Source organism: Citrobacter sp. CK202 (assembly GCF_030333225.1).
GTDB classification, from domain to species: domain Bacteria; phylum Pseudomonadota; class Gammaproteobacteria; order Enterobacterales; family Enterobacteriaceae; genus Citrobacter_B; species Citrobacter_B koseri.
Map to the genome: position 1 here is coordinate 268940 of NZ_JAOWGI010000021.1, position 22484 is coordinate 291423.

Consider the following 22484-nt stretch of genomic DNA (forward strand, 5'->3'; position numbering starts at 1 on the left):
TCTTCTGGGCCATAATATCTCACTATAGTGAGGGTAAAATAATGAAAATCATTACCCGTCTTACCGCGATAGCCATAGCAGGCATTGCGATTTGTTATTTAGGATTATCTGGTTACGTCTGGTATCACGATAATCAACGTAGTAAAGAAGCTGATGTGCAAGCCTCAACGCTGGAAGACAATAATAAAATCCTGGGTTTTTTGCGGGAAAAGGGATGCGATTATTGTCATACCCCCTCTGCTGAACTGCCTTTTTATTCCTCTTTTCCCGTTGCTAAGCAGTTGATGAATTATGACATTCAACTAGGCTATAAATCTTTCAACCTTGAAGCAGTACGCGCCGCGTTGGTCGCGGATAAACCCGTCACGCAAAGCGATCTGAATAAGATTGAATGGGTGATGCAGTACGAAACAATGCCGCCAACGCGCTATACCGCGCTGCACTGGGCCGGTAAGGTCAGTGATACGGAGCGGGGGGAGATTCTCGGCTGGATCGCTAAACAGCGCGAGCGTTACTACGCCAGCGCGGATACGGCGGCGGCGCATCGTAATGAGCCGGTTCAGCCTGTCCCCGAAAAACTGCCGGTTGACGATCAAAAAGTCGCACTGGGTTTTACCCTCTACCACGATGCCCGTTTATCGGGTGACAGCACCATCTCCTGCGCGCATTGCCATGCGCTGAACGCGGGCGGTGTGGACGGCAGGAAAACCTCCATCGGCGTGGGCGGCGCGGTAGGGCCAATCAACGCGCCAACGGTGTTCAACTCGATCTTTAACGTTGAGCAATTCTGGGATGGTCGCGCGCCGACGTTGCAGGCGCAGGCTGGTGGGCCGCCGTTAAACCCGATTGAAATGGCCTCTAAATCCTGGGATGAAATCATTGGGAAACTCGATAAAGATCCGGTGCTAAAACAGCAGTTCACGGCGATATATCCGCAGGGCTTCAGCGGAGAAGCGATTACGGATGCCATTGCCGAGTTTGAGAAGACGCTGATTACGCCGAATTCGCCTTTCGATAAGTGGTTACGAGGGGATGAAAATGCGCTGACGGCGCAGCAGAAACATGGCTATGAGCTGTTCAAAGAGAATAAATGCGCGACCTGTCACGGCGGTATTATTCTCGGTGGGCGTTCCTTCGAGCCGTTGGGTCTGAAGAAAGACTTTAATTTCGGCGAAATTACCGCTGCGGACATTGGACGTATGAACGTCACCAATGAAGTTCGCGATAAATTGCGTCAGAAAGTGCCCGGATTACGTAACGTTGCGCTGACCGCGCCGTATTTCCACCGGGGGGATGTGCCAACCCTCGACGGAGCGGTGAAACTGATGTTGCGTTATCAGGTGGGGAAAGAGATTCCGCAGAAAGACATTGATGATATCGTCGCGTTCCTGGAAAGCCTGAACGGGGTGTATACGCCGTATATGCAAGGAAAATAAAAGAATGCCGGATGACGGCTGAGGTTTTATCGGGCCTACGAAAACCGCACGCGTAGGCCCGATAAGCATAGCGCCATCGGGCATGGCGCCAGATGGCGACGTAAACGCCTATCCGGCCGACAGGATCATCACACCATCCGGCGCTTATCGACGATTAACGCATTGTCACGAACTCTTCCGCCGCCGTTGGGTGAATCGCCACGGTGTTGTCGAAGTCTTTCTTGGTGGCTCCCATTTTCAGCGCGACCGCGAAGCCCTGCAACATTTCATCCATCCCGAAGCCGATGCCGTGAATACCGACAATCTTCTCGTCTTCGCCGACGCACACCAGCTTCATACGGCAGGGCTGACGGTGAGACGTCACCGCAGTGTACATGGCTGTGAACGATGATTTGTACACTTTCACCTGGTCGTCGCCGTACTGTTCGCGCGCCTGTGGTTCGGTCAGGCCCACGGTGCCGATCGGCGGGTGGCTAAAGACCACGGTCGGAATATTGCTGTAGTCCAGATGCTCGTTCGGCTTGTTGTTGAACAAACGTTCGGAGAGACGACGACCTGCGGCCACGGCGACTGGCGTCAGCTCAACCGCTCCGGTGTTATCGCCCACCGCATAAATACCTTCCACGCTGGTATTCTGGAATTTATCGACGACGATGTACCCTTTTTCGTTGGTTTTCACGCCGGTGGCGGCAAGGTTAACGTTGTCGGTTGCCGGTTCGCGGCCAATCGCCCAAATCAGGCAATCCACCGTTTCGCTGCGACCGTCTTCCAGTTGCAGGGTCAGGCTGCCGTCGGCGTTTTTCACCACCGCTTTCGGGATCGCGTGGGTGTGAAGCGTCGGGCCTTCCGTGTTCATCACTTCAACCAGTGTTTCGGTGATCATCGGGTCAAAGCTGCGCAGCGGCGCGTGTTTACGCACGAACAGGTGCGTTTGGGCGCCCAGGCCGTTAATCACGCCAGCCAGTTCTACGGCGATGTAACCCGCGCCGACCACCGCAACGCGCTCCGGCAGCGCAGGCAGCGCAAAGAAACCGTCGGAGTCGATACCGTATTCCGTACCCGGAATGGACGGATGGCTCGGGCGACCGCCGGTGGCGATCAGGATGTGATCGGCGGTGATCGTTTCCCCATTCACTTCAAGGGTTCTGGCATCCACGAAGCGGGCGAAGCCTTTGATCACATCCACGTTATTTTTACCCAGCACGTTGTCGTACGAGGTGTGAATACGGTCGATATAGGCCGTGCGGCTGGCAATCAGCGTGTCCCAGTTGAATGCGTTGATGGTGGTGTCAAAGCCGTAGTCCGGGCCGTACATATGGATCGCTTCGCGAATCTGCGCGGCATGCCACATCACTTTTTTAGGGACGCAACCGACGTTGACGCAGGTGCCGCCCAGCTCTTTGGCTTCAATCAACGCACATTTCTGACCGTACATAGCGGCACGGTTAATCGAGGCAATACCGCCGCTTCCGCCGCCGATCGCGATGTAATCATAGTGTTTGGTCATGACCGCTCCTTCATGTTCATTGTAGGGCGAATGAGCGCAATGCCATTCGCCAAAATATTCGCGATTGTATACCTGGAATTAAAAGGTTCCACCGATGGCTGTGATTACTCTGGCACGATCCAGCTGACGGAAGCGTGCCCGGTGCCCGCTGGAACCAGCTTGCTGTGCAGCCACGGCAGCACGTTGTTCATCTGCTGTTCCAGCTTCCACGGCGGGTTAATGACGATCATGCCAGAGGCGGTCATGCCGCGCTGGTCGCTGTCCGGGCGTACTGCCAGCTCAATTTGCAGGATTTTGCGGATTCCGGTGTCTTCCAGGTCGTGAATCATGCGTTTAATTTGCTGGCGTAACACCACCGGATACCACAGCGCATAGGTGCCGGTGGCAAAGCGCTTATACCCTTCGCTGATGCCGCTGACGACCGCCTGATAATCGGTTTTCATTTCGTAAGGCGGGTCGATGAGGATCAGGCCGCGACGTGAAACCGGCGGCAGTTTGGACTTTAACTGCATATAGCCGTCGGCACGCTCCACGCGGGCGCGGCTGTCTTTTTGAAACTCAGAACGCAGCAGCGGAAAATCGCTTGAATGCAGCTCCGTCAGTTGCAGGCTGTCCTGCTCACGCAGCAGCTGGCGGGCGATGAGCGGGGAACCCGGGTAGTAACGCAGTTGCCCGTTACGGTTAAAGTGCTCTACCACGCCGATATAAGGCTCCAGCTCGGTCGGTAAATCGTCCTGCTGCCAGATGCGGGCGATCCCTTCCATATATTCACCGGTGCGCTCGGCGTGTTCGCCGCTCAGCTGATAACGGCCAGCGCCAGCGTGCGTGTCCAGATAAAGAAACGGTTTCTCTTTCTCTTTGAGCGACTCGATAATCAGGCTCTGAACAGTGTGTTTGAGGACGTCGGCGTGGTTGCCAGCGTGAAAGCTGTGGCGATAACTGAGCATGGGTAATTAAATTCCGCTGAAATAGACGATTTGTCACAGTTTACAGCAGAAAAGGGCAGATTACCCGTAGGCCGGTAAGCGCAGCGCTACCGGGTATTTTTCCGCTACGCTCGCCATTGAAATTCACTACACTTACCCCCATCTGAAAAAAATATGCACAGCGCCGGATGCGCGCTTCATTCACCTCATTCAACAGGACAGCGCTTATGACCAATCCATTACTGACGCCTTTCTCGCTACCGCCGTTTTCCCAAATCCAGCCTGAGCATGTGGTGCCTGCCGTGACAAAGGCGCTGAATGACTGCCGTGAAAACGTGGAGCGGGTAGTGGCGCAGGGCGCGCCGTACACCTGGGAAAATCTCTGCCAGCCGCTGGCGGAAGTGGACGACGTGCTGGGGCGCATTTTCTCTCCGGTCAGCCACCTGAATTCCGTTAAAAACAGCCCGGAACTGCGCGAAGCCTATGAGCAGACGCTGCCGCTGCTGTCTGAATACAGCACCTGGGTTGGTCAGCACGAGGGTCTGTACAATGCGTACCGCGACCTGCGCGATGGCGACCATTACGCGACCCTGAACCTCGCGCAGAAAAAAGCGGTTGATAACGCGCTGCGCGATTTTGAGCTTTCCGGTATTGGTCTGCCGAAGGAAAAACAGCAGCGCTATGGTGAAATCGCCACTCGCCTGTCCGAGCTGGGTAATCAGTACAGCAACAACGTGCTCGACGCTACGATGGGCTGGACGAAGTTAGTGACTGACGACGCGGAACTGGCGGGTATGCCGGAAAGCGCTCTGGCCGCCGCGAAAGCGCAGGCAGAAGCGAAAGAACAGGAAGGCTGGCTGCTGACGCTGGATATTCCAAGCTATCTGCCGGTGATGACCTACTGCGACAACCCGGCATTGCGTGAAGAGATGTACCGCGCCTATGTGACGCGCGCCTCCGATCAGGGGCCGAACGCGGGTAAATGGGACAACAGCCCGGTGATGGAAGAGATCCTCACGCTGCGTCATGAACTGGCGCAGTTGCTGGGTTTCGGCAGCTATGCCTTTAAATCGCTCGCCACCAAAATGGCGGAAAACCCGCAGCAGGTGCTGGATTTCTTAACCGACCTGGCGAAACGCGCGCGTCCGCAGGGCGAGAAAGAACTGGCGCAACTGCGCGCCTTCGCGAAAGCGACGTTCGGCGTCGATGAACTGCAACCGTGGGATATCGCGTACTACAGCGAGAAACAGAAGCAGCACCTTTACAGCATCAGCGATGAGCAACTGCGCCCGTACTTCCCGGAAAACAAAGCCGTGAACGGCCTGTTTGAAGTGGTACAACGCATTTACGGCATTACGGCCAGAGAGCGTAACGATGTGGATGTCTGGCATCCCGACGTGCGCTTCTTCGAGCTGTATGACGAAAACAACGAACTGCGCGGCAGCTTCTACCTTGATCTGTATGCGCGTGAGCACAAGCGTGGCGGGGCGTGGATGGATGACTGCGTCGGCCAGATGCGCAAAGCCGATGGCTCGCTGCAAAAACCGGTCGCCTACCTGACCTGTAACTTTAACCGTCCGGTTAACGGTAAACCGGCGCTGTTCACGCATGATGAAGTGATCACCCTGTTCCACGAGTTCGGCCACGGTCTGCACCACATGCTGACCCGCATCGAAACGGCGGGCGTTTCCGGCATCAGCGGCGTGCCGTGGGATGCGGTCGAACTGCCGAGCCAGTTTATGGAAAACTGGTGCTGGGAGCCGGACGCGCTGGCGTTTATCTCCGGTCACTACGAGACCGGCGAACCGCTGCCGAAGGAACTGCTGGATAAAATGCTGGCGGCGAAGAACTACCAGGCGGCGCTGTTTATTCTGCGTCAGCTGGAGTTTGGCCTGTTCGACTTCCGTCTGCATGCGGAATTTAACCCGGAACAAGGGGCGAAAATTCTGGAGACGCTTTCTGAGATCAAAAAACAGGTCGCCGTGGTGCCGGGGCCGTCATGGGGTCGCTTCCCGCACGCCTTCAGCCATATTTTCGCCGGGGGATATGCGGCAGGTTACTACAGCTATCTGTGGGCCGATGTACTGGCGGCGGATGCCTTCTCGCGCTTTGAGGAAGAAGGCATTTTCAACCGCGATACCGGGCAGTCGTTCCTCGACAACATCCTGACTCGCGGCGGTTCGGAAGAGCCGATGGAGCTGTTCAAGCGCTTCCGTGGTCGTGAACCGCAGCTGGACGCGATGCTGACGCACTACGGCATTAAAGGCTGATAGCGTACGTGAAGATCTGCTTAGTTGATGAAACAGGCGCCGGAGACGGCGCCTTATCTGTTCTTGCCGCCCGCTGGGGGTTAGAGCATGACGAAAACAACCCGATGGCGCTGGTGCTGACGACTGCGCATCTGGAGCTGCGTAAGCGCGATGAGCCGAAGCTTGGCGGCATCTTTGTCGATTTTGTCGGCGGGGCGATGGCCCATCGCCGCAAGTTCGGCGGCGGTCGCGGCGAAGCGGTCGCGAAAGCGGTCGGCATTAAAGGCGATTACCTGCCGGATGTGGTCGATGCGACGGCGGGACTGGGGCGCGATGCTTTTGTGCTGGCTTCCGTGGGGTGTCGAGTGCGCATGCTGGAACGCAACCCGGTGGTCGCGGCGTTGCTGGATGACGGTCTGGCGCGCGGGTATGCCGACCCGGAAATCGGCCCGTGGTTGCAGGAGCGCTTGCAGTTGATCCATGCCTCCAGCCTGACGGCGCTGACGGATATCACGCCGCGCCCGCAGGTGGTTTATCTCGATCCGATGTTCCCGCATAAGCAGAAAAGCGCATTGGTGAAAAAAGAGATGCGGGTGTTTCAGTCGCTGGTCGGGCCGGATCTTGATGCCGATGGTTTGCTGGCGCCAGCGCGCCAGCTGGCGACCAAACGGGTCGTGGTGAAGCGCCCGGATTACGCGCCACCGTTAGCGAATGTCGCCACGCCGAACGCGGTTGTCACCAAAGGCCACCGGTTTGATATTTATGCCGGTACGGCGTTGGTGGAGTAACAAATTGCCCGATGGCGCTTCGCTTATCGGGTCTACGGTTCAGTGCAGGGTACGCCGCCATCCGGCAAGGCTGACTAAACAAATGGCGCCAGCGGATCGGCAATCTCAAACGCCACGGCTCTGTCGGCCTTCGGTGGATAGATCAGCTCGCTGACAATCGACAGCTTGAGTTTTTTCGCTTCCGCACGCGTCAGTTTTACCTGCTGATCCCAGCCTTCGGTGTAGACCGCGCCCCATGCGCCAAGATCCAGACAGGTGACATAGTTTTCCTGACGATACGGCAGAGGAGCGACCTCCAGCAGGTCAGCGGCCGCGTTATTCCCGGCAAACTTGCCCAGCAGAATAGCGTGCTGGCAGGTCATTAACGCATGATTGCCTTTGTCATCGGTTGCGGCGTACGCCACATCGCCAGTGGCATAAATGTCATCGTGACCCACCACCTGAAGCTGAGCATTCACATGTAAACGCCCCTGACGGTCGCGTGGAGCGTCAATCTGCCCGGTCAGATCGTTCGCCTGAACGCCGACGGTCCAGATGACGGTTTGCGACGCGATGGTTTGCCCGTCTTTCAGCGTGATGCCCGTTGCGTCCACGCTTTCCACTTCCGTATTCACCAGCCACTCCACGCCCAGCTCTGCCGACGCTTCGATAATCACGTTGCGCAGTTCTTCGCTGTAGCGAGCGCCAGGCTGCGGGCCGCGTTCAACTACGACTACTCTGGTCTTAGCATCAGCGCCGAGAATATCACGTAAACGGCCAGGCAACTCCAGCGCCATCTCGATCCCGGTAAAGCCGCCGCCGCAAACAACAACGGTATTGCGCGCGTCGCTTTCTTCTTTGTTCGCCAGATCCTTCAGGTGCTGCTCCAGTACGGCGGCGCTTTCCAGTTGATCCAGATCGAACGCATGCGCATCTGCGCCCGTTACGAGTGAACGGTTAACGTGGCTGCCGCTTGCCAGAATCAAACGGTCGTAGCGATGTAAGTGCGTTTTGCCGGAGGCATCTGCCCAGCTCACCTCTTTTGAGTCGGGAAGGATCTGCGCAACCGTCCCGCGCAGGAAGTTGACGCCGGTTTCGTCGAACAGCGGTTGCAGGGGAGCGACCAGCGTCTGGACGGCATTTTCATAAAAGCGAGGGCGTACGCGAAGTTCGGGTTGTGGGGCGATAACGGTGATATCAATTGTGTCATTCTGGTGTTTATCTGCCAGACGGGCGGCGCTCAGCGCGGCCCACATCCCGGAAAAACCTGCACCAACGATCAGAATTTGTTTACGCATTTAGGTTGCACTCAATGTTAACGATGAAGTTATTTACTCGGATTTTATTTGTCGTAGTTAATGAATGCAATGTCATTTGTGCGATCCAGTGGAAAATGATCCAGATCTGTTGGTTATCATTATGATAAATAATGAATTAAATTTTAATTTCTAATGTGCTGTGGTTCTCTGTCTGGCAAGCGCCTGTCGAAAAAGCTACAATAACTCAGAATTATTTTGGCTGAGATAAGAGCATGGCATTCTACAGTTCCGGGGTTGAGTACGGCATCCATAGCCTGATGTGTATGGTGGACAGCAAAGGCGACGCCCGCGATATGAGCGTTCGCGAAATTGCTGACCTGCAAAGCGTGCCCTACGACTATCTGGCCAAGATTTTTACCCGTCTGTCGAAAGCGGGCCTGGTGCGCAGCATCGAAGGCAAAGGCGGTGGTTTTCAGCTCGCCAGGCCTGCCGAACACATCACGGTGCTGGATGTGGTCAACGCCATTGACGGTGACAAGCGCATCTTTGAATGCCGTGAAATTCGCCAGCGTCTGGCTGTTTTTGATGAGCAGCCTCCGGCGTGGGCCTGCGAAGGTATCTGCGGCGTGCGCTCGGTAATGGACATGGCGCAGCAGCGTATGGAAGAAGCGTTAGGGCAGCATACCATTCTCGATCTGGCGCGTAAGATGTACCGCAAAGCGCCAGAGACCTTTGTGGTTGAAGTGCAAGAATGGATTGACGCGCGTAAAGGGTAAATGCCCAAGCGCAGGCCGGATGCGGCTATGTCCGATAGCGCTGTGCTTATCGGACTATGTTGCGATTAGACTGTTTTGAAAAGATTAACCATCTCTGGATTACGCTCTATCACCCGAAGAACCTTAAGATAAGTTCCGGTAGGGATACGCCTTTTCTGCTCCCAGGCCTGAATCAGGGAAGATGAGACGCCTATTGCCTGTGCAAACTCATTCTGTTTCATATTGGCTTTCTTCCTGATAGCTTTGACATCTGGAAGTTCATATCGGGTGATTCGGGCAGCAGGTTTGCGACCCTGGCTGATTTCAACGGCCTCGCTTGCAGATTCCATCAGATCTTTAAAGAAATCGTTCATAACGAGCCCTCTTTTAGTTGGTGAATGATGGATTTGAGGGCGTTTTTTTCTTCGCCGCTCAGACTATCCTTTTTGTTCTTAGGGTAAGCCATGAAAAGCCAGATACGCCCTTCGCTATTTTGAAAATAGTAAATACTACGAATCCCGCCGCTTTTGCCCTTACAGTGGCTCGCTGGAGCAAAACGAACTTTCCTGCAACCACCTGTACCCTGAATTAAATCACCTTCCAGCGGGTTTATAATGAGCATTTCCTGAAATGCGCGATATTCATCCTCGGTGAGCAGGGCTTCCCGCTGGCGGGCAAAGACAGAAGTCTCAATAAATTCAATGTAGTTCATGGTCATGTCCGTCCATGATGACCTGTTTGTTCAAATTATACTCTTACATTGTAAGAGTTAACAGATAAAAAACCGCGATGTTACTCGCGGTCAGAACTAAAAGTTGACGCTTATTTACTGCTATCCGGCGTATTAATCATCCGGTTCAACCACGGCACCATAATCGCCATCACAACGGTGACCGCCAGTGTGACGAGGCCTATTTTGCTGAACACGCCGGTGTAGATAGGCAGCGTCTGGAGCGGGTCGGTGATGTTTTCCGGTACGGCGGTGAAGGTTGCGACATAGCCGCCCAGCAGGAAAGCCGCCGCCTGCGTCAGGAACCACATCCCGAGAATAAAGCCCATCAGGTGCTGAGGCACCAGCGCGGCAACCATCGCCAGCCCCAGGGCGCTAATCAGCAACTCACCCAGACTCTGGAACAGGTACACCAGCACGATAAACCACGGTGAAGTCAGCCCCTGCGCATCGGCGAACCACATGCCTGCGGCGGCGGCGGTCAAAAAGCCCAGCGAACAGAGGAACATGCCCAGCGTAAACTTCATCGGCATGGTCAGATCTTTGCCTTTGCTCCCCAGACGCGTGTAAATCGCCGCCAGTACCGGACTGGCAACCACCACCCAGAACGGATTCAGCGCCTGGAAGCTGACCGGGTTAATGGTAAAACCGAGAATATCGTGATGTACGTTATTGATTGCGAAGAAATTCAGCGATGTAGGCATCTGTGCGTACAGAATATAAAACAGCACCGCTTCAAGCATCAGGATAAAAGCGACGAACATTTTGTTGCGTCCGGTTTTATCCAGACGAAACGCTTCACGGAAGAAGAAAATGATGACCACGATCGACAGGACGATCAGTACCAGGTTGGCGATTTTTACGTTATGCATCAGCCAGGCGCAGAGGAAAATCATGGCGACGGTGCCGATCAGTACGGCGAGCAGATTACGGAAGCTCAGCGGCTTATGGTCCGGCTCTGAACCGATATCTTTCACCATGCCGCGACAGGCGAAGTAGACCAGCAGCGCGACAATCAGCCCGGCGCCGCACAGGTTATAGGTAACGGCATAGCCGAATTTGTCGGCGATGACCGGGGCGAGGGAGAGCGACAGCAGCGACCCGATGTTAATCGACATATAAAACAGGGTGAACGCGCCGTCCAGACGGGGGTCTTTGGGCAGGTAACACTTGGACAGCAGGCTCGCAGGGTTGGCTTTAAACAGCCCGTTACCGACGGCAATCGTCCCCAGCGCGATAAAAATCAGGTTCGGTTTCAGTAACGATAACCCGGTCATGAAGTAGCCGATCGCCAGGACAATCGCCCCCAGTACCAGGGTACGCTTAGTTCCCAGCAGGTGATCGCCAACGTAGCCGCCAATGGATATCAGGCCGTACACCAGTGCGGCAAATGCGCCAAAGGTGATAAATGCCTGTTCCTGAGAGAAGCCAAGCTGTTTAACAAAGAAAACCGCCAGGATGCCCTGGACGCCGTAATAGCCGAATCGCTCCCATAATTCTACAAAAAAGATCATGAAGAACGGACGGGGTTGCTGTAGCAAGCCCGTAGGTGCAGTTGTATTCATATTCCTTCGCCTTTCAATGCCATCCCGAAAAGTATGAACGCGTATGCCAAAACGCGCCGAAAAAGTCTGACTCTGTTATAGACTGCGGTCATTAACCGAATGAATAGATTATTATAGAGATGGTTTTCGATCTAATTAGTTGATCACACTAATTATGATTTGTGGCCTGGAATGTTGTACTGGAATGTGTTCGAGGGAAGGCATAAACAAAAACGCCCGCATTGGCGGGCGCTGTGTATATCGGGCTGATGAATGTCTGGCCGGATAAGGCGTCAGCCGCCATCCGGCACAACAGGAACTTACTCTTCTTCGTCGCGCAGCGGAACAATCAGCATGTCGACATGCACGGTATTAATCAGCTGGCGTGCTGAAGACATCAGTTTGCTCCAGAAGTCCTGATGATGACCACAAACGACCAGATCCATATCGTATTTTTTGATCGCGTCAACCAGTACCTGACCCAGATCGCCGCTGCCGCTCAGGGTTTCGGTGATAGGGTAACCGGCATTGGTGGAAAGTTCGGTCAGCGCATGGTGTGTTTCTTCAGAGATGCGTTTTTGCATATCGCCCAGATTCACGTCGATCAGGCCGGTGTACAGGTCAGAGTAATTGACATCAACGTGGATAAGAGAGACTTTCGCGTTGTAAGGACGCGCCATTGAAACCGCTTTTTCTACCAGAACTTTACTTTCCGGGGAAAGGTCAACCGCGATGAGAATGTGTTTGTAAGCCATAGTGTTACTCCTTCCATAAGTTGTCGATGACTAGCCAGCTAGCGTTTCTTGTGCCGCCACGTCACCCGCGTCCTGCGAACTACAGCGCGGGGCTAGCCCAGCCGAGAAGTGAATGTAAAGACTATCCTTACATTATAGCGACCTGGATAATCCGTCAATCCGCCTTGCTTGCCAATCAGTTAAACAAAATTTTCAGTTAATTGCATTGATAGCGGTTAACCTTCTGGCAAAAAAATTAACTGATCTCCTACACTATTTAATAGAGCCGTTCGGATGCAGGGCACTGGCGTGAACGGTTTAGCAGGACTCTTTCACTGAACTGTCTGGCTGAGTATCGGGGGAGCGGTAGTCCCGGAGAGGAGCTCCGTGGGCGGGTCGCCGGGGAGGAGGTATGATAAGCACCGTCGCATTATTCTGGGCTTTATGTGTCGTTTGCATTGTTAATATGGCGCGCTATTTCTCATCGTTACGCGCGCTGTTAGTGGTACTGCGTGGTTGCGATCCATTGCTCTACCAATATGTGGATGGAGGTGGCTTCTTTACCTCGCATGGTCAACCCAACAAACAGATGCGTCTGGTGTGGTATATCTACGCGCAACGTTATCGCGATCACCACGATGATGAATTCATCCGCCGTTGTGAACGCGTTCGCGGCCAGTTCATCCTCACCAGCGCATTATGCGGTCTGGTGCTGATCAGTATGGTTGCGCTGTTGATTTGGCACTGAGCAAAAAAAGCGGGTCAGTTTCCTGACCCGCTCAATACGGTTGATTCTGCATTCCTTTGCCTGATGGCGCGTCGCTTTAAGGCCTACGTGCTGCGTTTTTGTAGGCCGGATAAGGCATCGCCGCCATCCGGCACGGTCGCGCTTAGATAATCTTCAGCGAGATCCAGTACAGCACGCCGGACAGAATAATCGCCGCTGGCAGGGTAAACACCCAGGCCATCAGAATGCTGGTGACCGTTTTGCGCTGTAGACCGCCACCGTCCACAACCATTGTCCCCGCGACGGAGGAAGAAAGGACGTGCGTGGTGGATACCGGCATACCGGTGTAGCTGGCGAGACCGATAGAGACTGCGGCCGTCATCTGCGCCGACATCCCTTGCGCATAGGTCATGCCTTTCTTACCAATCTTCTCACCGATGGTGGTCGCCACGCGGCGCCAGCCGATCATGGTGCCAATACCCAGCGCCAGCGCGACGGCCATGATGATCCAGATCGGCGCGTACTCAATGGTGCTCAGCATATCGGTTTTCAGTTTTTTCAGCAGACGCTGATCGTCATTGCTTACGCCAGGCAGCTTCACGACTTTATCGGTCGTGTCGGAGATGCACAGCATAATGCGACGCAGCTGGCTACGCTGGTCAACGCTTAACGTGTCGTAGCTTTCCAGATTTGCCAGCATACCTTTCGCGCGATCAAGCGCATTGATGGTATTCGCCGGGTGGCAATGGAACTCTGCGGGTTCTGTCGCGCCCGGTTCCGGTGCGGGAATCAACTGATCCACGCCGGTGACTTTTTTCAGCAGATCAGGGTGCTGCTGGAAGTACGTTTCGACGTTGTTGATGGCGTCGCGGGTACGGGTAATTTCATAGCCGGATGCGTTCATATTGACGACGAAGCCCGCAGGCGCCACGCCAATCAGAACCAGCATGACCAGACCAATGCCTTTCTGACCATCGTTAGCGCCATGAGAGAACGCCACGCCGATAGCCGAGAGGATAAGTGCGATACGCGTCCAGAATGGCGGCTTTTTCTTACCGTCTTTCTTTTCACGTTCAGCAGGGGTCAGGTGGATACGTGCGCGCTTTTTAGTGCCGCTCCAGTAGCGACGCAGCAAAAAGATCAGACCGCCAGCAAACACCAGGCCTACGATAGGGGAGACAATCAATGACCCAAAGATATTGATAACTTTAGGTATATTTAGCGCATCCACCACTGAAGTGCCGGTCATCATTGCATTGGTTAAACCGATACCAATGATGGCGCCAATCAGCGTATGGGAACTGGAGGCAGGAAGACCAAAGTACCATGTACCGAGGTTCCAGATAATGGCCGCCAGCAACATAGAGAACACCATAGCGAGGCCATGTGCGGAACCCATGTTAAGCAGCAAATCCGTAGGCAACATATGCACGATGGCATAGGCTACACTCAGACCGCCCAGTAGAACGCCAAAGAAGTTAAAGACCGCAGCCATAACAACCGCCAGTTGCGAACGCATCGCACGGGTATAAATCACGGTTGCCACTGCGTTGGCTGTATCATGGAAGCCGTTAATCGCTTCGTAGAACAGCACAAAAGCCAGAGCAAGCAATAATAAAAGCCCGGTATGTAAATCCAGGCCAGCAAACAAATGTAGCATAGGACGTTACGCCATTTTGAGGACATGAACGCGGCGCATTATCAGTGACTTTCGCGGCGCGGGCAAAGTGAAATATAGACTTTTTTTGATATAACGCCTGCTTAATGTCATGCCACTAAAGAATTATCTTATAGAATTCAATTAAATACTCATATCCATCGATTTTGTCGCTGGTGCGACCACTGAGGAATCTTTACAATTCACGCCCTGTTTTCAGAGAGGATCGCAAAGTGGAAAGGTTTGATGCCGTTATTATAGGCGCTGGCGCGGCGGGTATGTTCTGTGCGGCGCAGGCCGGTCAGGCGGGGCGCCGCGTGCTGCTCGTCGATAATGGTAAAAAACCGGGGCGTAAGATCCTGATGTCCGGCGGCGGGCGCTGCAACTTCACGAATCTGTATGTCGAACCTGCTGCCTATCTGAGCCAGAACCCCCATTTCTGCAAATCGGCGCTGGCGCGTTACACCCAGTGGGACTTTATCGATCTGGTGGGCAAACACGGCATCGCCTGGCATGAAAAAACGCTCGGCCAGCTGTTCTGCGACGACTCTGCGCAGCAAATTGTCGATATGCTGGTGGAGGAATGCGAAAAGGGCAACGTGACGATGCGCCTGCGCAGCGAAGTGCTCAGTATTGCGCGTGATGACGAAGGGTTTACCCTGGAACTGAACGGCATGACGGTCGCGGCGAAAAAAGTGGTGATCGCCACGGGCGGTCTCTCCATGCCGGGTCTGGGCGCGTCGCCGTTGGGTTATAAAATTGCTGAACAGTTTGGTCTGGATGTCCTGCCGACCCGCGCCGGGCTGGTGCCCTTCACGTTGCATAAACCGCTGCTGGAGCAGCTTCAGGTGTTATCCGGCGTTTCGGTGCCTGCGGTGATCGCGGCGCAGGACGGTACGGTATTCCGTGAAAATCTGCTCTTTACCCACCGTGGGCTGTCAGGCCCGGCGGTTTTACAGATTTCGAGTTTCTGGCAGCCCGGCGAATTTGTCAGCATCAATTTGCTGCCGGAGGTCGATCCTGATGATTTCCTCAATGAACAACGTTGCGCGCACCCGAATCAAAGCCTGAAAAATACGCTGGCGATGCAGTTGCCGAAGCGCCTGGTGGAATGTTTACAGCAGCTTGGGCAGATCCCGGATGTTTCCCTGAAACAGTTGAACGCACGCGAGCAGCAAGTGCTGATTGAAACGCTGACCGAATGGCGCGTACAGCCTAACGGTACGGAAGGCTATCGCACGGCGGAAGTGACGCTTGGCGGCGTGAACACCGATGAACTTTCTTCGCGCACGATGGAGGCCCGAAAAGTGCCGGGACTTTATTTTATCGGCGAGGTGATGGATGTCACCGGTTGGCTGGGGGGCTATAACTTCCAGTGGGCCTGGTCGAGCGCGTGGGCATGCGCGCAGGCGCTGAGCGAAGGATAACGGGTTTGCCCGACCAGAGAGCGGTCGGGCGCAGTTGTCAGTTCAGGCCAAGAAAATACTGGGCGATTTTAAAGTAGATAATCAGTCCGGTGCCGTCGATCAGCGTGGCGATAAACGGCGCGGAGACCACCGCAGGGTCGATGCCGATGCGCTTGAGCACCATCGGGATCACCGATGACACCACCGCGCTCCACAGCGTAATGCATACCAGCGTCAGGCTGACGATCAGCGTGATTTCCACGCCGATACCCATCATCCAGGCGCGCAGACAACCCGCCAGGCCCAGCGTTATGGCGATCAGCAGCGAGGTCGACGCCTCTTTGCGAATGACCCGCCCCATGTCGCGCAGTCGCACTTCGCCCAGCGCCATTGCGCGCACCAGCGTAGAGGTTATTTGCGTGCCGCTGTTGCCGCCGGTGCCAATCAGCAGGGGAATGAAGAAGGCCAGCGCAATCGCTGACTCCAGCGCCTCTTCGAAATGTTGCAGTACGCTACTGGTATAGGCTTCCGCCACAAACAGCAACAGCAGCCACACAGAACGTTTCTTCCACAGCGTCCACGGGCTGATGTCCAGATACGGTTTCTCCAGCGGCAGCGTCGCCCCCTGGCGCTGCACGTCTTCAGTGACGTCATCTTCCAGAAGATGGGCAATCTCTTTTTCCATCAGGCAGCCGACCAGCTCGCCTTTATCGACGACCGGCACCAGATCGAGCTGGCGTTCGGTCAGCTCGGCAATGATGTGTGGACGTTCGTCGTCAGGTTTGACGCGAAACAGGCAACTGTCCATTAAGGCGTGGATAGATTGCGCCGTGTCGCTTGCCTGTAAAAGTTTCTTGATGGATAAAACCCCGCGCAGCTGTTTTTCCGCAACCACAAACACCTGGCCGGGAATATCATCTGAGGTGAGTTGCGACACAAAGAATTCACGCGCCTCATGAACGCTGAGATGATCCGGCAGCGTAATAAAATCGGTACGCATATATTGCGCGATAGCATCGCCGTCAAAAGCCGGAGCCGGGTGATGTGCGTTGCAAACGTGGATGGATGACATTGATGTAATTCCCTATAAAAAGCTCTCATAGGGGCGAACAAGACAGGATGAGCACAGGCAGATCCCTACGTCCTGGTTTTAGCACTGCACAACGTATCTGTCCGGTGTTTACGCCGTCAGAAGTTACCTTGGCAACACCTTGATTCGATGGATGCCTGTATTTCCCTGAGTGGTCTCTCTCGATACCAGCAGGGCGGTAACTTATATTTGTGCAGGAGCCTCGCCATAACGAGATCGATAAAATGAGCCGCCAGTATAGAGAATGTTAACCATTCACAATGTTTATAATTTAGATGGTTTATCAACGGTTGATATACCACATCGTCTCTCTGCCAATAAAAGCCAGCGAAACCCATTAAAGAATGAAGTGAATAGACATCACGGGTATTGGTGTTAGTATTTCATTGATAGTACATATGAGTATGCGTGTTTCATTTACGGCCAGGAACGCTGATGATGACAACATTAGTACCCGTTTTTCGAGCATTTCCGTCATTCACTTTCCTTTACGGCGAGCGCCGCGCTGACGCCTGCATGCCGTCTGGCCATTTTCTTTTTTTCCTTCTTATCCCGGATGGAATATCCCGCTGAACATGTGTTCGGGGGTGTTGTGACACGCATTGTTGGCTAACAGGGATCACGGCGGGTCGGATATGGACAAAATAAAGCGTCATCTGGTGTGGTGGAGTGTTGGCATCCTGGTGGCAATAGCAGCCGTAGCGTGGTGGATGCTACGTCCTGCTGGCGTACCGGATGGCTTTGCCGCCAGCAACGGCAGAATTGAGGCAACAGAAGTCGATATTGCCACCAAAATCGCCGGTCGAATTGACACCATTCTGGTGTCGGAAGGGCAGTTTGTACGCCAGGGCGAGGTGCTGGCGAAGATGGACACCCGCGTGTTGCAGGAACAGCGGCTGGAAGCCATCGCGCAAATCAAAGAGGCTGAAAGCGCGGTTGCCGCCGCGCGCGCCCTGCTGGAGCAACGCCAGAGCGAAACGCGCGCCGCCCAGTCGGTGGTGAAGCAGCGTGAAGCCGAGCTGGATTCGGTCTCCAAACGTCATGTGCGTTCCCGCTCGCTGTCGCAGCGCGGTGCGGTTTCCGCTCAACAGCTGGATGACGATCGCGCCGCTGCCGAAAGCGCTCGCGCCGCGCTGGAATCCGCCAAAGCCCAGGTCTCTGCGACGAAAGCGGCGATTGAAGCGGCCCGCACCAGCATTATTCAGGCGCAGACCCGCGTAGACGCGGCGCAGGCTACCGAACGACGCATTGTGGCGGACATCGATGACAGTGAATTAAAAGCGCCGCGAGATGGCCGCGTCCAGTACCGCGTTGCCGAACCGGGAGAGGTGCTGTCTGCGGGCGGCCGGGTGCTGAATATGGTCGATCTCAGCGATGTCTACATGACCTTCTTCCTGCCGACCGAGCAGGCCGGCCTGCTGAAAATTGGCGGGGAAGCGCGCCTGGTGCTGGATGCCGCGCCCAGCCTGCGCATTCCGGCCACCATCAGTTTTGTCGCCAGCGTCGCGCAGTTCACGCCGAAAACCGTCGAAACCAGCGATGAACGGCTGAAGCTGATGTTCCGCGTGAAGGCGCGTATCCCGCCAGCGCTGTTACAGCAGCATCTGGAATACGTGAAAACCGGTTTGCCGGGTATGGCATGGGTGCGGCTGGATGAACAGCGCCCCTGGCCTGACGATCTGGCGGTGAGGCTACCGCAATGACGAACCTGGCGCGTCTTCCCATTCCTCCCGTGGCGCACCTTGACGGCGTGAGTCAGCATTACGGGGCAACGGTGGCGCTGAACAACATCACGCTGGATATCCCCGCTCGCTGTATGGTGGGGCTGATTGGCCCGGATGGCGTCGGTAAGTCGAGCCTGCTGTCGCTTATCTCCGGCGCGCGCGTTATCGAACAGGGCAATGTGCGGGTGCTGGGCGGCGACATGCGCGACGCGACGCACCGCCGCGATGTCTGCCCACGGATAGCCTGGATGCCGCAGGGGCTGGGAAAGAACCTCTACCATACGCTGTCGGTGTATGAGAACGTCGATTTCTTCGCGCGTCTCTTCGGGCATGATAAAGCGGAGCGTGAAGCGCGAATTACCGATCTGCTGAACAGCACCGGGCTGGCGCCGTTTCGCGATCGCCCGGCGGGGAAGCTCTCGGGCGGCATGAAACAAAAACTGGGGCTGTGCTGCGCGCTGATCCATGACCCGGAACTGCTGATTCTTGATGAGCCTACCACCGGGGTCGACCCGCTTTCCCGCGCCCAGTTCTGGGCGTTGATCGACAGCATTCGTCAGCGCCAGACTAACATGAGCGTGCTGGTCGCCACGGCCTATATGGAAGAAGCCGAGCGTTTCGACTGGCTGGTGGCGATGAACGCAGGTGAAGTGATGGCGACGGGCAGTGCGCAAGAACTGCGGGACAAAACCGGCAGCGCCACGCTGGAGCAGGCGTTTATCGCCCTGTTGCCAGAGGCGCAGCGCCAGGCGCACAAACCCGTTGTTATCCCGCCTTATGATGCGACGCAGGAAGAGATCGCCATTGAGGCGAAAGATCTGACCATGCGGTTTGGCAATTTCGTCGCCGTCGATCACGTCAATTTCCGCATCCCGCGCGGAGAGATTTTTGGTTTTCTGGGCTCGAACGGCTGCGGCAAGTCCACCACCATGAAAATGCTCACCGGGATGCTGCCTGCCAGCGAAGGGGAAGCCTGGCTGTTCGGACAGTCGGTTGACCCGAAGGATATCGAAACCCGCCGCCGGGTGGGTTACATGTCGCAGGCGTTTTCACTCTACAGCGAGCTGACCGTGCGGCAAAACCTGGAGCTACATGCCCGCCTGTTCCACATCCCGGACGCAGAGATTCCGCAGCGCGTAGCGCAGATGAGCGAGCGTTTTATGCTCTCTGACGTCGAAGATATGCTGCCGGAGGCGCTGCCGCTCGGTATTCGCCAGCGCTTGTCGCTGGCGGTGGCGGTGATCCATCGCCCGGAAATGCTGATTCTGGATGAGCCGACCTCCGGCGTGGACCCGGTTGCCAGGGATATGTTCTGGCAGTTGATGGTGGATCTGTCGCGCCAGGATAAGGTGACCATTTTTATCTCCACCCACTTTATGAACGAAGCGGAACGCTGTGACCGCATGTCGCTGATGCACGCCGGAAAGGTGCTTGCCAGCGGCACGCCGCAGGAACTGGTAGAGCGGCGGGGCGCAGCCAGTCTTGAAGAGGCGTTTATCTCCTGGTTACAGGAAGCCGCAGGGCCAGCGCCAGTATCACCGCTGCCGCCAGCGGACGCGCCAGACGTGCATAAAGCGGGTAAACCGCCGCGCCAGGGTTTTAGTCTGCGATGCCTGTTTAGCTACAGCCGCCGTGAAGCGCTGGAGCTGCGCCGCGATCCGGTACGATCAACGCTGGCCTTGCTGGGGACGGTCATTTTGATGCTGATCATGGGCTACGGTATCAGCATGGATGTGGAAAACCTGCGCTTTGCCGTGCTCGATCGCGATCGGACCGTCAGCAGCCAGGCCTGGTCGTTGAACCTGGCGGGGTCTCGCTATTTTATCGAGCAGCCGCCGCTCACCAGCTATGACGATCTTGACCGGCGTATGCGCTCGGGCGAGGTGGCGGTCGCGATAGAACTTCCGCCCAATTTTGGACGGGATATCGCCCGCGGCACGCCGGTGCAGATTGGCGTGTGGGTGGATGGCGCAATGCCCAGTCGTGCGGAAACGGTGAGGGGATACGTACAGGCGATGCACCAGAGCTGGCTACAGGATGTGGCGAGCCGTCAGCCGAATGCCAGCAGCCAGGGCGGGCTGATGACCATTGAAACGCGCTATCGCTACAACCCGGATGTGAAAAGCCTGCCAGCGATTGTGCCGGCGGTGATTCCGCTGCTGTTGATGATGATCCCGTCGATGCTCAGCGCCCTGAGCGTGGTGCGTGAAAAAGAGCTGGGATCGATTATCAACTTGTATGTGACGCCGACCACCCGCAGCGAATTTTTACTCGGTAAACAGTTGCCGTACATCGCGCTGGGGATGCTGAACTTCCTGTTGCTCTGCGCGCTGTCGGTGTTCGTTTTTGGCGTGCCGCATAAGGGCAGCTTCCTGACGCTCACCCTGGCGGCGCTGCTCTACGTCACCATCGCCACCGGAATGGGGCTGCTGATTTCGACGTTTATGAAAAGCCAGATCGCCGCGATTTTCGGCACCTCGATCATTACGCTGATCCCGGCGACCCAGTTCTCCGGGATGATCGACCCGGTGGCGTCGCTGGAAGGGCCGGGGAGATGGATCGGCGAGATCTACCCGACCAGCCATTTTCTGACGATCGCGCGCGGTACGTTCTCGAAAGCGCTGGATCTGATGGATCTCTGGCCGCTGTTCGTGCCGTTGGCGATCGCCATTCCGCTGGTGATTGGCCTGAGCGTATTGCTGCTGAAAAAACAGGAGGGGTGATGCGCCGATTACGCAATATTTATAACCTCGGCATCAAAGAGTTACGCAGCCTGCTGGGGGATAAGGCAATGCTGACGCTGATTGTCTTTGCCTTCTCGATTTCGGTGTACTCCTCCGCCACCGTTCTGCCGGGCTCGCTGCACCTTGCGCCAATCGCGATTGCCGATATGGACCAGTCTCAGCTGTCGAATCGCATTGTGAACAGCTTCTATCGCCCGTGGTTCCTGCCGCCGGAGATGATCACCGCCGATGAGATGGACGCCGGACTGGATGCCGGACGTTACACCTTTGCCGTCAATATTCCGCCCAATTTCCAACGGGATGTGCTGGCGGGGCGGCAGCCGGATATTCAGGTGAACGTCGATGCGACGCGCATGAGTCAGGCGTTTACCGGCAACAGCTATATCCAGAACATCATCAGCGGCGAGGTGAACAGCTTTGTGGCGCGTTACCGCGACAATAGCGAGCCGCTGGTCTCGCTGGAAACCCGGATGCGCTTCAACCCGAATCTGGACCCGGCATGGTTCGGCGGCGTAATGGCGATTATTAATAACATCACCATGCTGGCGATTGTGCTGACCGGCTCGGCGCTGATCCGCGAGCGGGAGCACGGGACGATTGAACACCTGCTGGTGATGCCGATCACCCCGTTTGAGATCATGATGGCGAAGGTCTGGTCGATGGGGCTGGTGGTGCTGGTGGTTTCCGGGCTGTCGTTGATGCTGATGGTGAAGGGGGCACTCGGCGTGCCGATTGAGGGCTCCATTCCGCTGTTTATGCTGGGGGTCGCGTTAAGCCTGTTCGCCACCACGTCTATCGGCATTTTTATGGGCACCCTGGCGCGTTCGATGCCGCAACTGGGGCTGCTGATGATTCTGGTGCTGCTGCCGTTGCAGATGCTCTCCGGCGGTTCCACGCCGCGTGAAAGTATGCCGCAGGTGGTGCAGGACATCATGCTGACGATGCCGACCACTCACTTTGTCAGCCTCGCGCAGGCGATACTTTATCGCGGCGCCGGGTTTGGCATCGTCTGGCCACAGTTTCTGACGCTGCTGGCGATCGGCAGCGCTTTCTTCCTGATAGCGCTACTGCGTTTCAGAAAGACGATTGGCACGATGGCGTAAACATTATTGCCGGATGGCGGCTGCGCCTTATCCGGCCTACGAACTACCAACGGAAACGGACGTAGGCCGGGCAAGCGAAGCGCCTTATCCGGCCTGTGAACTACCAACGGAAACGGACGTAGGCCG

The 22484-nt window shown here is 55.8% G+C and carries 18 protein-coding genes and 1 riboswitch; of the genes, 9 read left to right on the plus strand and 9 right to left on the minus strand.

Annotated elements, in window-relative coordinates:
• Nucleotides 1-41 precede the first annotated feature (41 nt).
• Nucleotides 42-1436, plus strand: coding sequence for a cytochrome-c peroxidase (locus OGX84_RS06930; protein ID WP_112001430.1), 1395 nt, complete (start codon nucleotides 42-44; stop codon nucleotides 1434-1436).
• A gap of 154 nt (nucleotides 1437-1590) precedes the next feature.
• Here the strand turns inward: OGX84_RS06930 and gorA are convergent, their stop codons facing one another.
• Entirely contained in the window at nucleotides 1591-2943 is a 1353-nt protein-coding gene (gorA, locus tag OGX84_RS06935; protein WP_047460436.1) for a glutathione-disulfide reductase, read from the minus strand.
• 104 nt (nucleotides 2944-3047) lie between these two features.
• On the minus strand, nucleotides 3048-3890 hold the full coding sequence (locus tag OGX84_RS06940; RefSeq protein WP_047460439.1) for a 23S rRNA (adenine(2030)-N(6))-methyltransferase RlmJ: 843 nt from the start codon (nucleotides 3888-3890) through the stop codon (nucleotides 3048-3050).
• 206 nt (nucleotides 3891-4096) lie between these two features.
• On the opposite strand from OGX84_RS06940, the gene prlC reads away from it, so the two are divergent.
• The gene (gene prlC / locus OGX84_RS06945) at nucleotides 4097-6139 is read left to right on the plus strand and encodes an oligopeptidase A (RefSeq protein ID WP_286457609.1); all 2043 of its coding nucleotides are present in this window, start codon (nucleotides 4097-4099) and stop codon (nucleotides 6137-6139) included.
• Between the two features lie 8 nt (nucleotides 6140-6147).
• On the plus strand, nucleotides 6148-6906 hold the full coding sequence (gene rsmJ, locus OGX84_RS06950; protein WP_286457611.1) for a 16S rRNA (guanine(1516)-N(2))-methyltransferase RsmJ: 759 nt from the start codon (nucleotides 6148-6150) through the stop codon (nucleotides 6904-6906).
• A gap of 74 nt (nucleotides 6907-6980) precedes the next feature.
• Here rsmJ and OGX84_RS06955 read toward each other — a convergent pair whose 3' ends face one another.
• Complete coding sequence (locus OGX84_RS06955; RefSeq protein ID WP_012135635.1) at nucleotides 6981-8183, minus strand: NAD(P)/FAD-dependent oxidoreductase; 1203 nt, start codon at nucleotides 8181-8183, stop codon at nucleotides 6981-6983.
• A gap of 233 nt (nucleotides 8184-8416) precedes the next feature.
• Here OGX84_RS06955 and OGX84_RS06960 point away from each other — a divergent pair, with 233 nt between their 5' ends.
• Nucleotides 8417-8920 (plus strand): RrF2 family transcriptional regulator, encoded by a 504-nt coding sequence (locus tag OGX84_RS06960; protein WP_012135633.1) that lies wholly within the window; start codon nucleotides 8417-8419, stop codon nucleotides 8918-8920.
• 65 nt (nucleotides 8921-8985) lie between these two features.
• Here the strand turns inward: OGX84_RS06960 and nadS are convergent, their stop codons facing one another.
• The 4 genes from nadS to uspA form a co-directional block, all read right to left on the minus strand.
• A complete protein-coding gene (gene nadS, locus OGX84_RS06965) occupies nucleotides 8986-9273 on the minus strand; it encodes a NadS family protein (RefSeq protein WP_058668245.1) in 288 nt (95 codons plus the stop codon).
• Nucleotides 9270-9611 carry a type II toxin-antitoxin system RelE/ParE family toxin gene (locus tag OGX84_RS06970; protein ID WP_048902455.1) on the minus strand — a complete coding sequence of 114 codons (342 nt, stop codon included), beginning with the start codon at nucleotides 9609-9611 and terminating at the stop codon, nucleotides 9270-9272. The genes nadS and OGX84_RS06970 overlap by 4 nt, the downstream gene beginning before the upstream one ends.
• Nucleotides 9612-9721: 110 nt before the next feature.
• Nucleotides 9722-11194 carry a dipeptide/tripeptide permease DtpB gene (dtpB, locus tag OGX84_RS06975; protein WP_047460450.1) on the minus strand — a complete coding sequence of 491 codons (1473 nt, stop codon included), beginning with the start codon at nucleotides 11192-11194 and terminating at the stop codon, nucleotides 9722-9724.
• Between the two features lie 299 nt (nucleotides 11195-11493).
• Nucleotides 11494-11928 (minus strand): universal stress protein UspA, encoded by a 435-nt coding sequence (uspA, locus tag OGX84_RS06980; protein WP_000323571.1) that lies wholly within the window; start codon nucleotides 11926-11928, stop codon nucleotides 11494-11496.
• Nucleotides 11929-12319: 391 nt separating this feature from the next.
• On the opposite strand from uspA, the gene uspB reads away from it, so the two are divergent.
• A complete protein-coding gene (gene uspB / locus OGX84_RS06985; protein WP_012135627.1) occupies nucleotides 12320-12655 on the plus strand; it encodes a universal stress protein UspB in 336 nt (111 codons plus the stop codon).
• Between the two features lie 142 nt (nucleotides 12656-12797).
• On the opposite strand, the gene pitA is transcribed toward uspB, so the two are convergent.
• Complete coding sequence (pitA, locus tag OGX84_RS06990; RefSeq protein WP_012135626.1) at nucleotides 12798-14294, minus strand: inorganic phosphate transporter PitA; 1497 nt, start codon at nucleotides 14292-14294, stop codon at nucleotides 12798-12800.
• Nucleotides 14295-14524: 230 nt separating this feature from the next.
• Between pitA and OGX84_RS06995 the strand changes: the two genes are divergently transcribed.
• Nucleotides 14525-15718: a BaiN/RdsA family NAD(P)/FAD-dependent oxidoreductase gene (locus tag OGX84_RS06995; protein ID WP_214143560.1), complete on the plus strand. Its 1194-nt coding sequence runs from the start codon at nucleotides 14525-14527 to the stop codon at nucleotides 15716-15718.
• A 37-nt stretch (nucleotides 15719-15755) separates the two neighbouring features.
• Here OGX84_RS06995 and OGX84_RS07000 read toward each other — a convergent pair whose 3' ends face one another.
• Nucleotides 15756-16769, minus strand: a complete 1014-nt coding sequence (locus OGX84_RS07000; protein ID WP_104868068.1) for a magnesium transporter — start codon at nucleotides 16767-16769, stop codon at nucleotides 15756-15758.
• Between the two features lie 56 nt (nucleotides 16770-16825).
• Nucleotides 16826-17009: riboswitch (M-box (ykoK) riboswitch) on the minus strand.
• A gap of 413 nt (nucleotides 17010-17422) precedes the next feature.
• On the opposite strand from OGX84_RS07000, the gene OGX84_RS07005 reads away from it, so the two are divergent.
• The 3 genes from OGX84_RS07005 to OGX84_RS07015 are packed head-to-tail and all read left to right on the plus strand — an operon-like array spanning nucleotide 17423 to nucleotide 22358.
• A complete protein-coding gene (locus OGX84_RS07005; protein WP_012135621.1) occupies nucleotides 17423-18490 on the plus strand; it encodes an HlyD family secretion protein in 1068 nt (355 codons plus the stop codon).
• Nucleotides 18487-21234, plus strand: a complete 2748-nt coding sequence (gene rbbA, locus OGX84_RS07010) for a ribosome-associated ATPase/putative transporter RbbA (RefSeq protein ID WP_286457612.1) — start codon at nucleotides 18487-18489, stop codon at nucleotides 21232-21234. Before OGX84_RS07005 ends, rbbA begins: the two co-directional genes overlap by 4 nt.
• Nucleotides 21234-22358: an ABC transporter permease gene (locus OGX84_RS07015; RefSeq protein ID WP_286457614.1), complete on the plus strand. Its 1125-nt coding sequence runs from the start codon at nucleotides 21234-21236 to the stop codon at nucleotides 22356-22358. Before rbbA ends, OGX84_RS07015 begins: the two co-directional genes overlap by 1 nt.
• Nucleotides 22359-22484 lie beyond the last annotated feature (126 nt).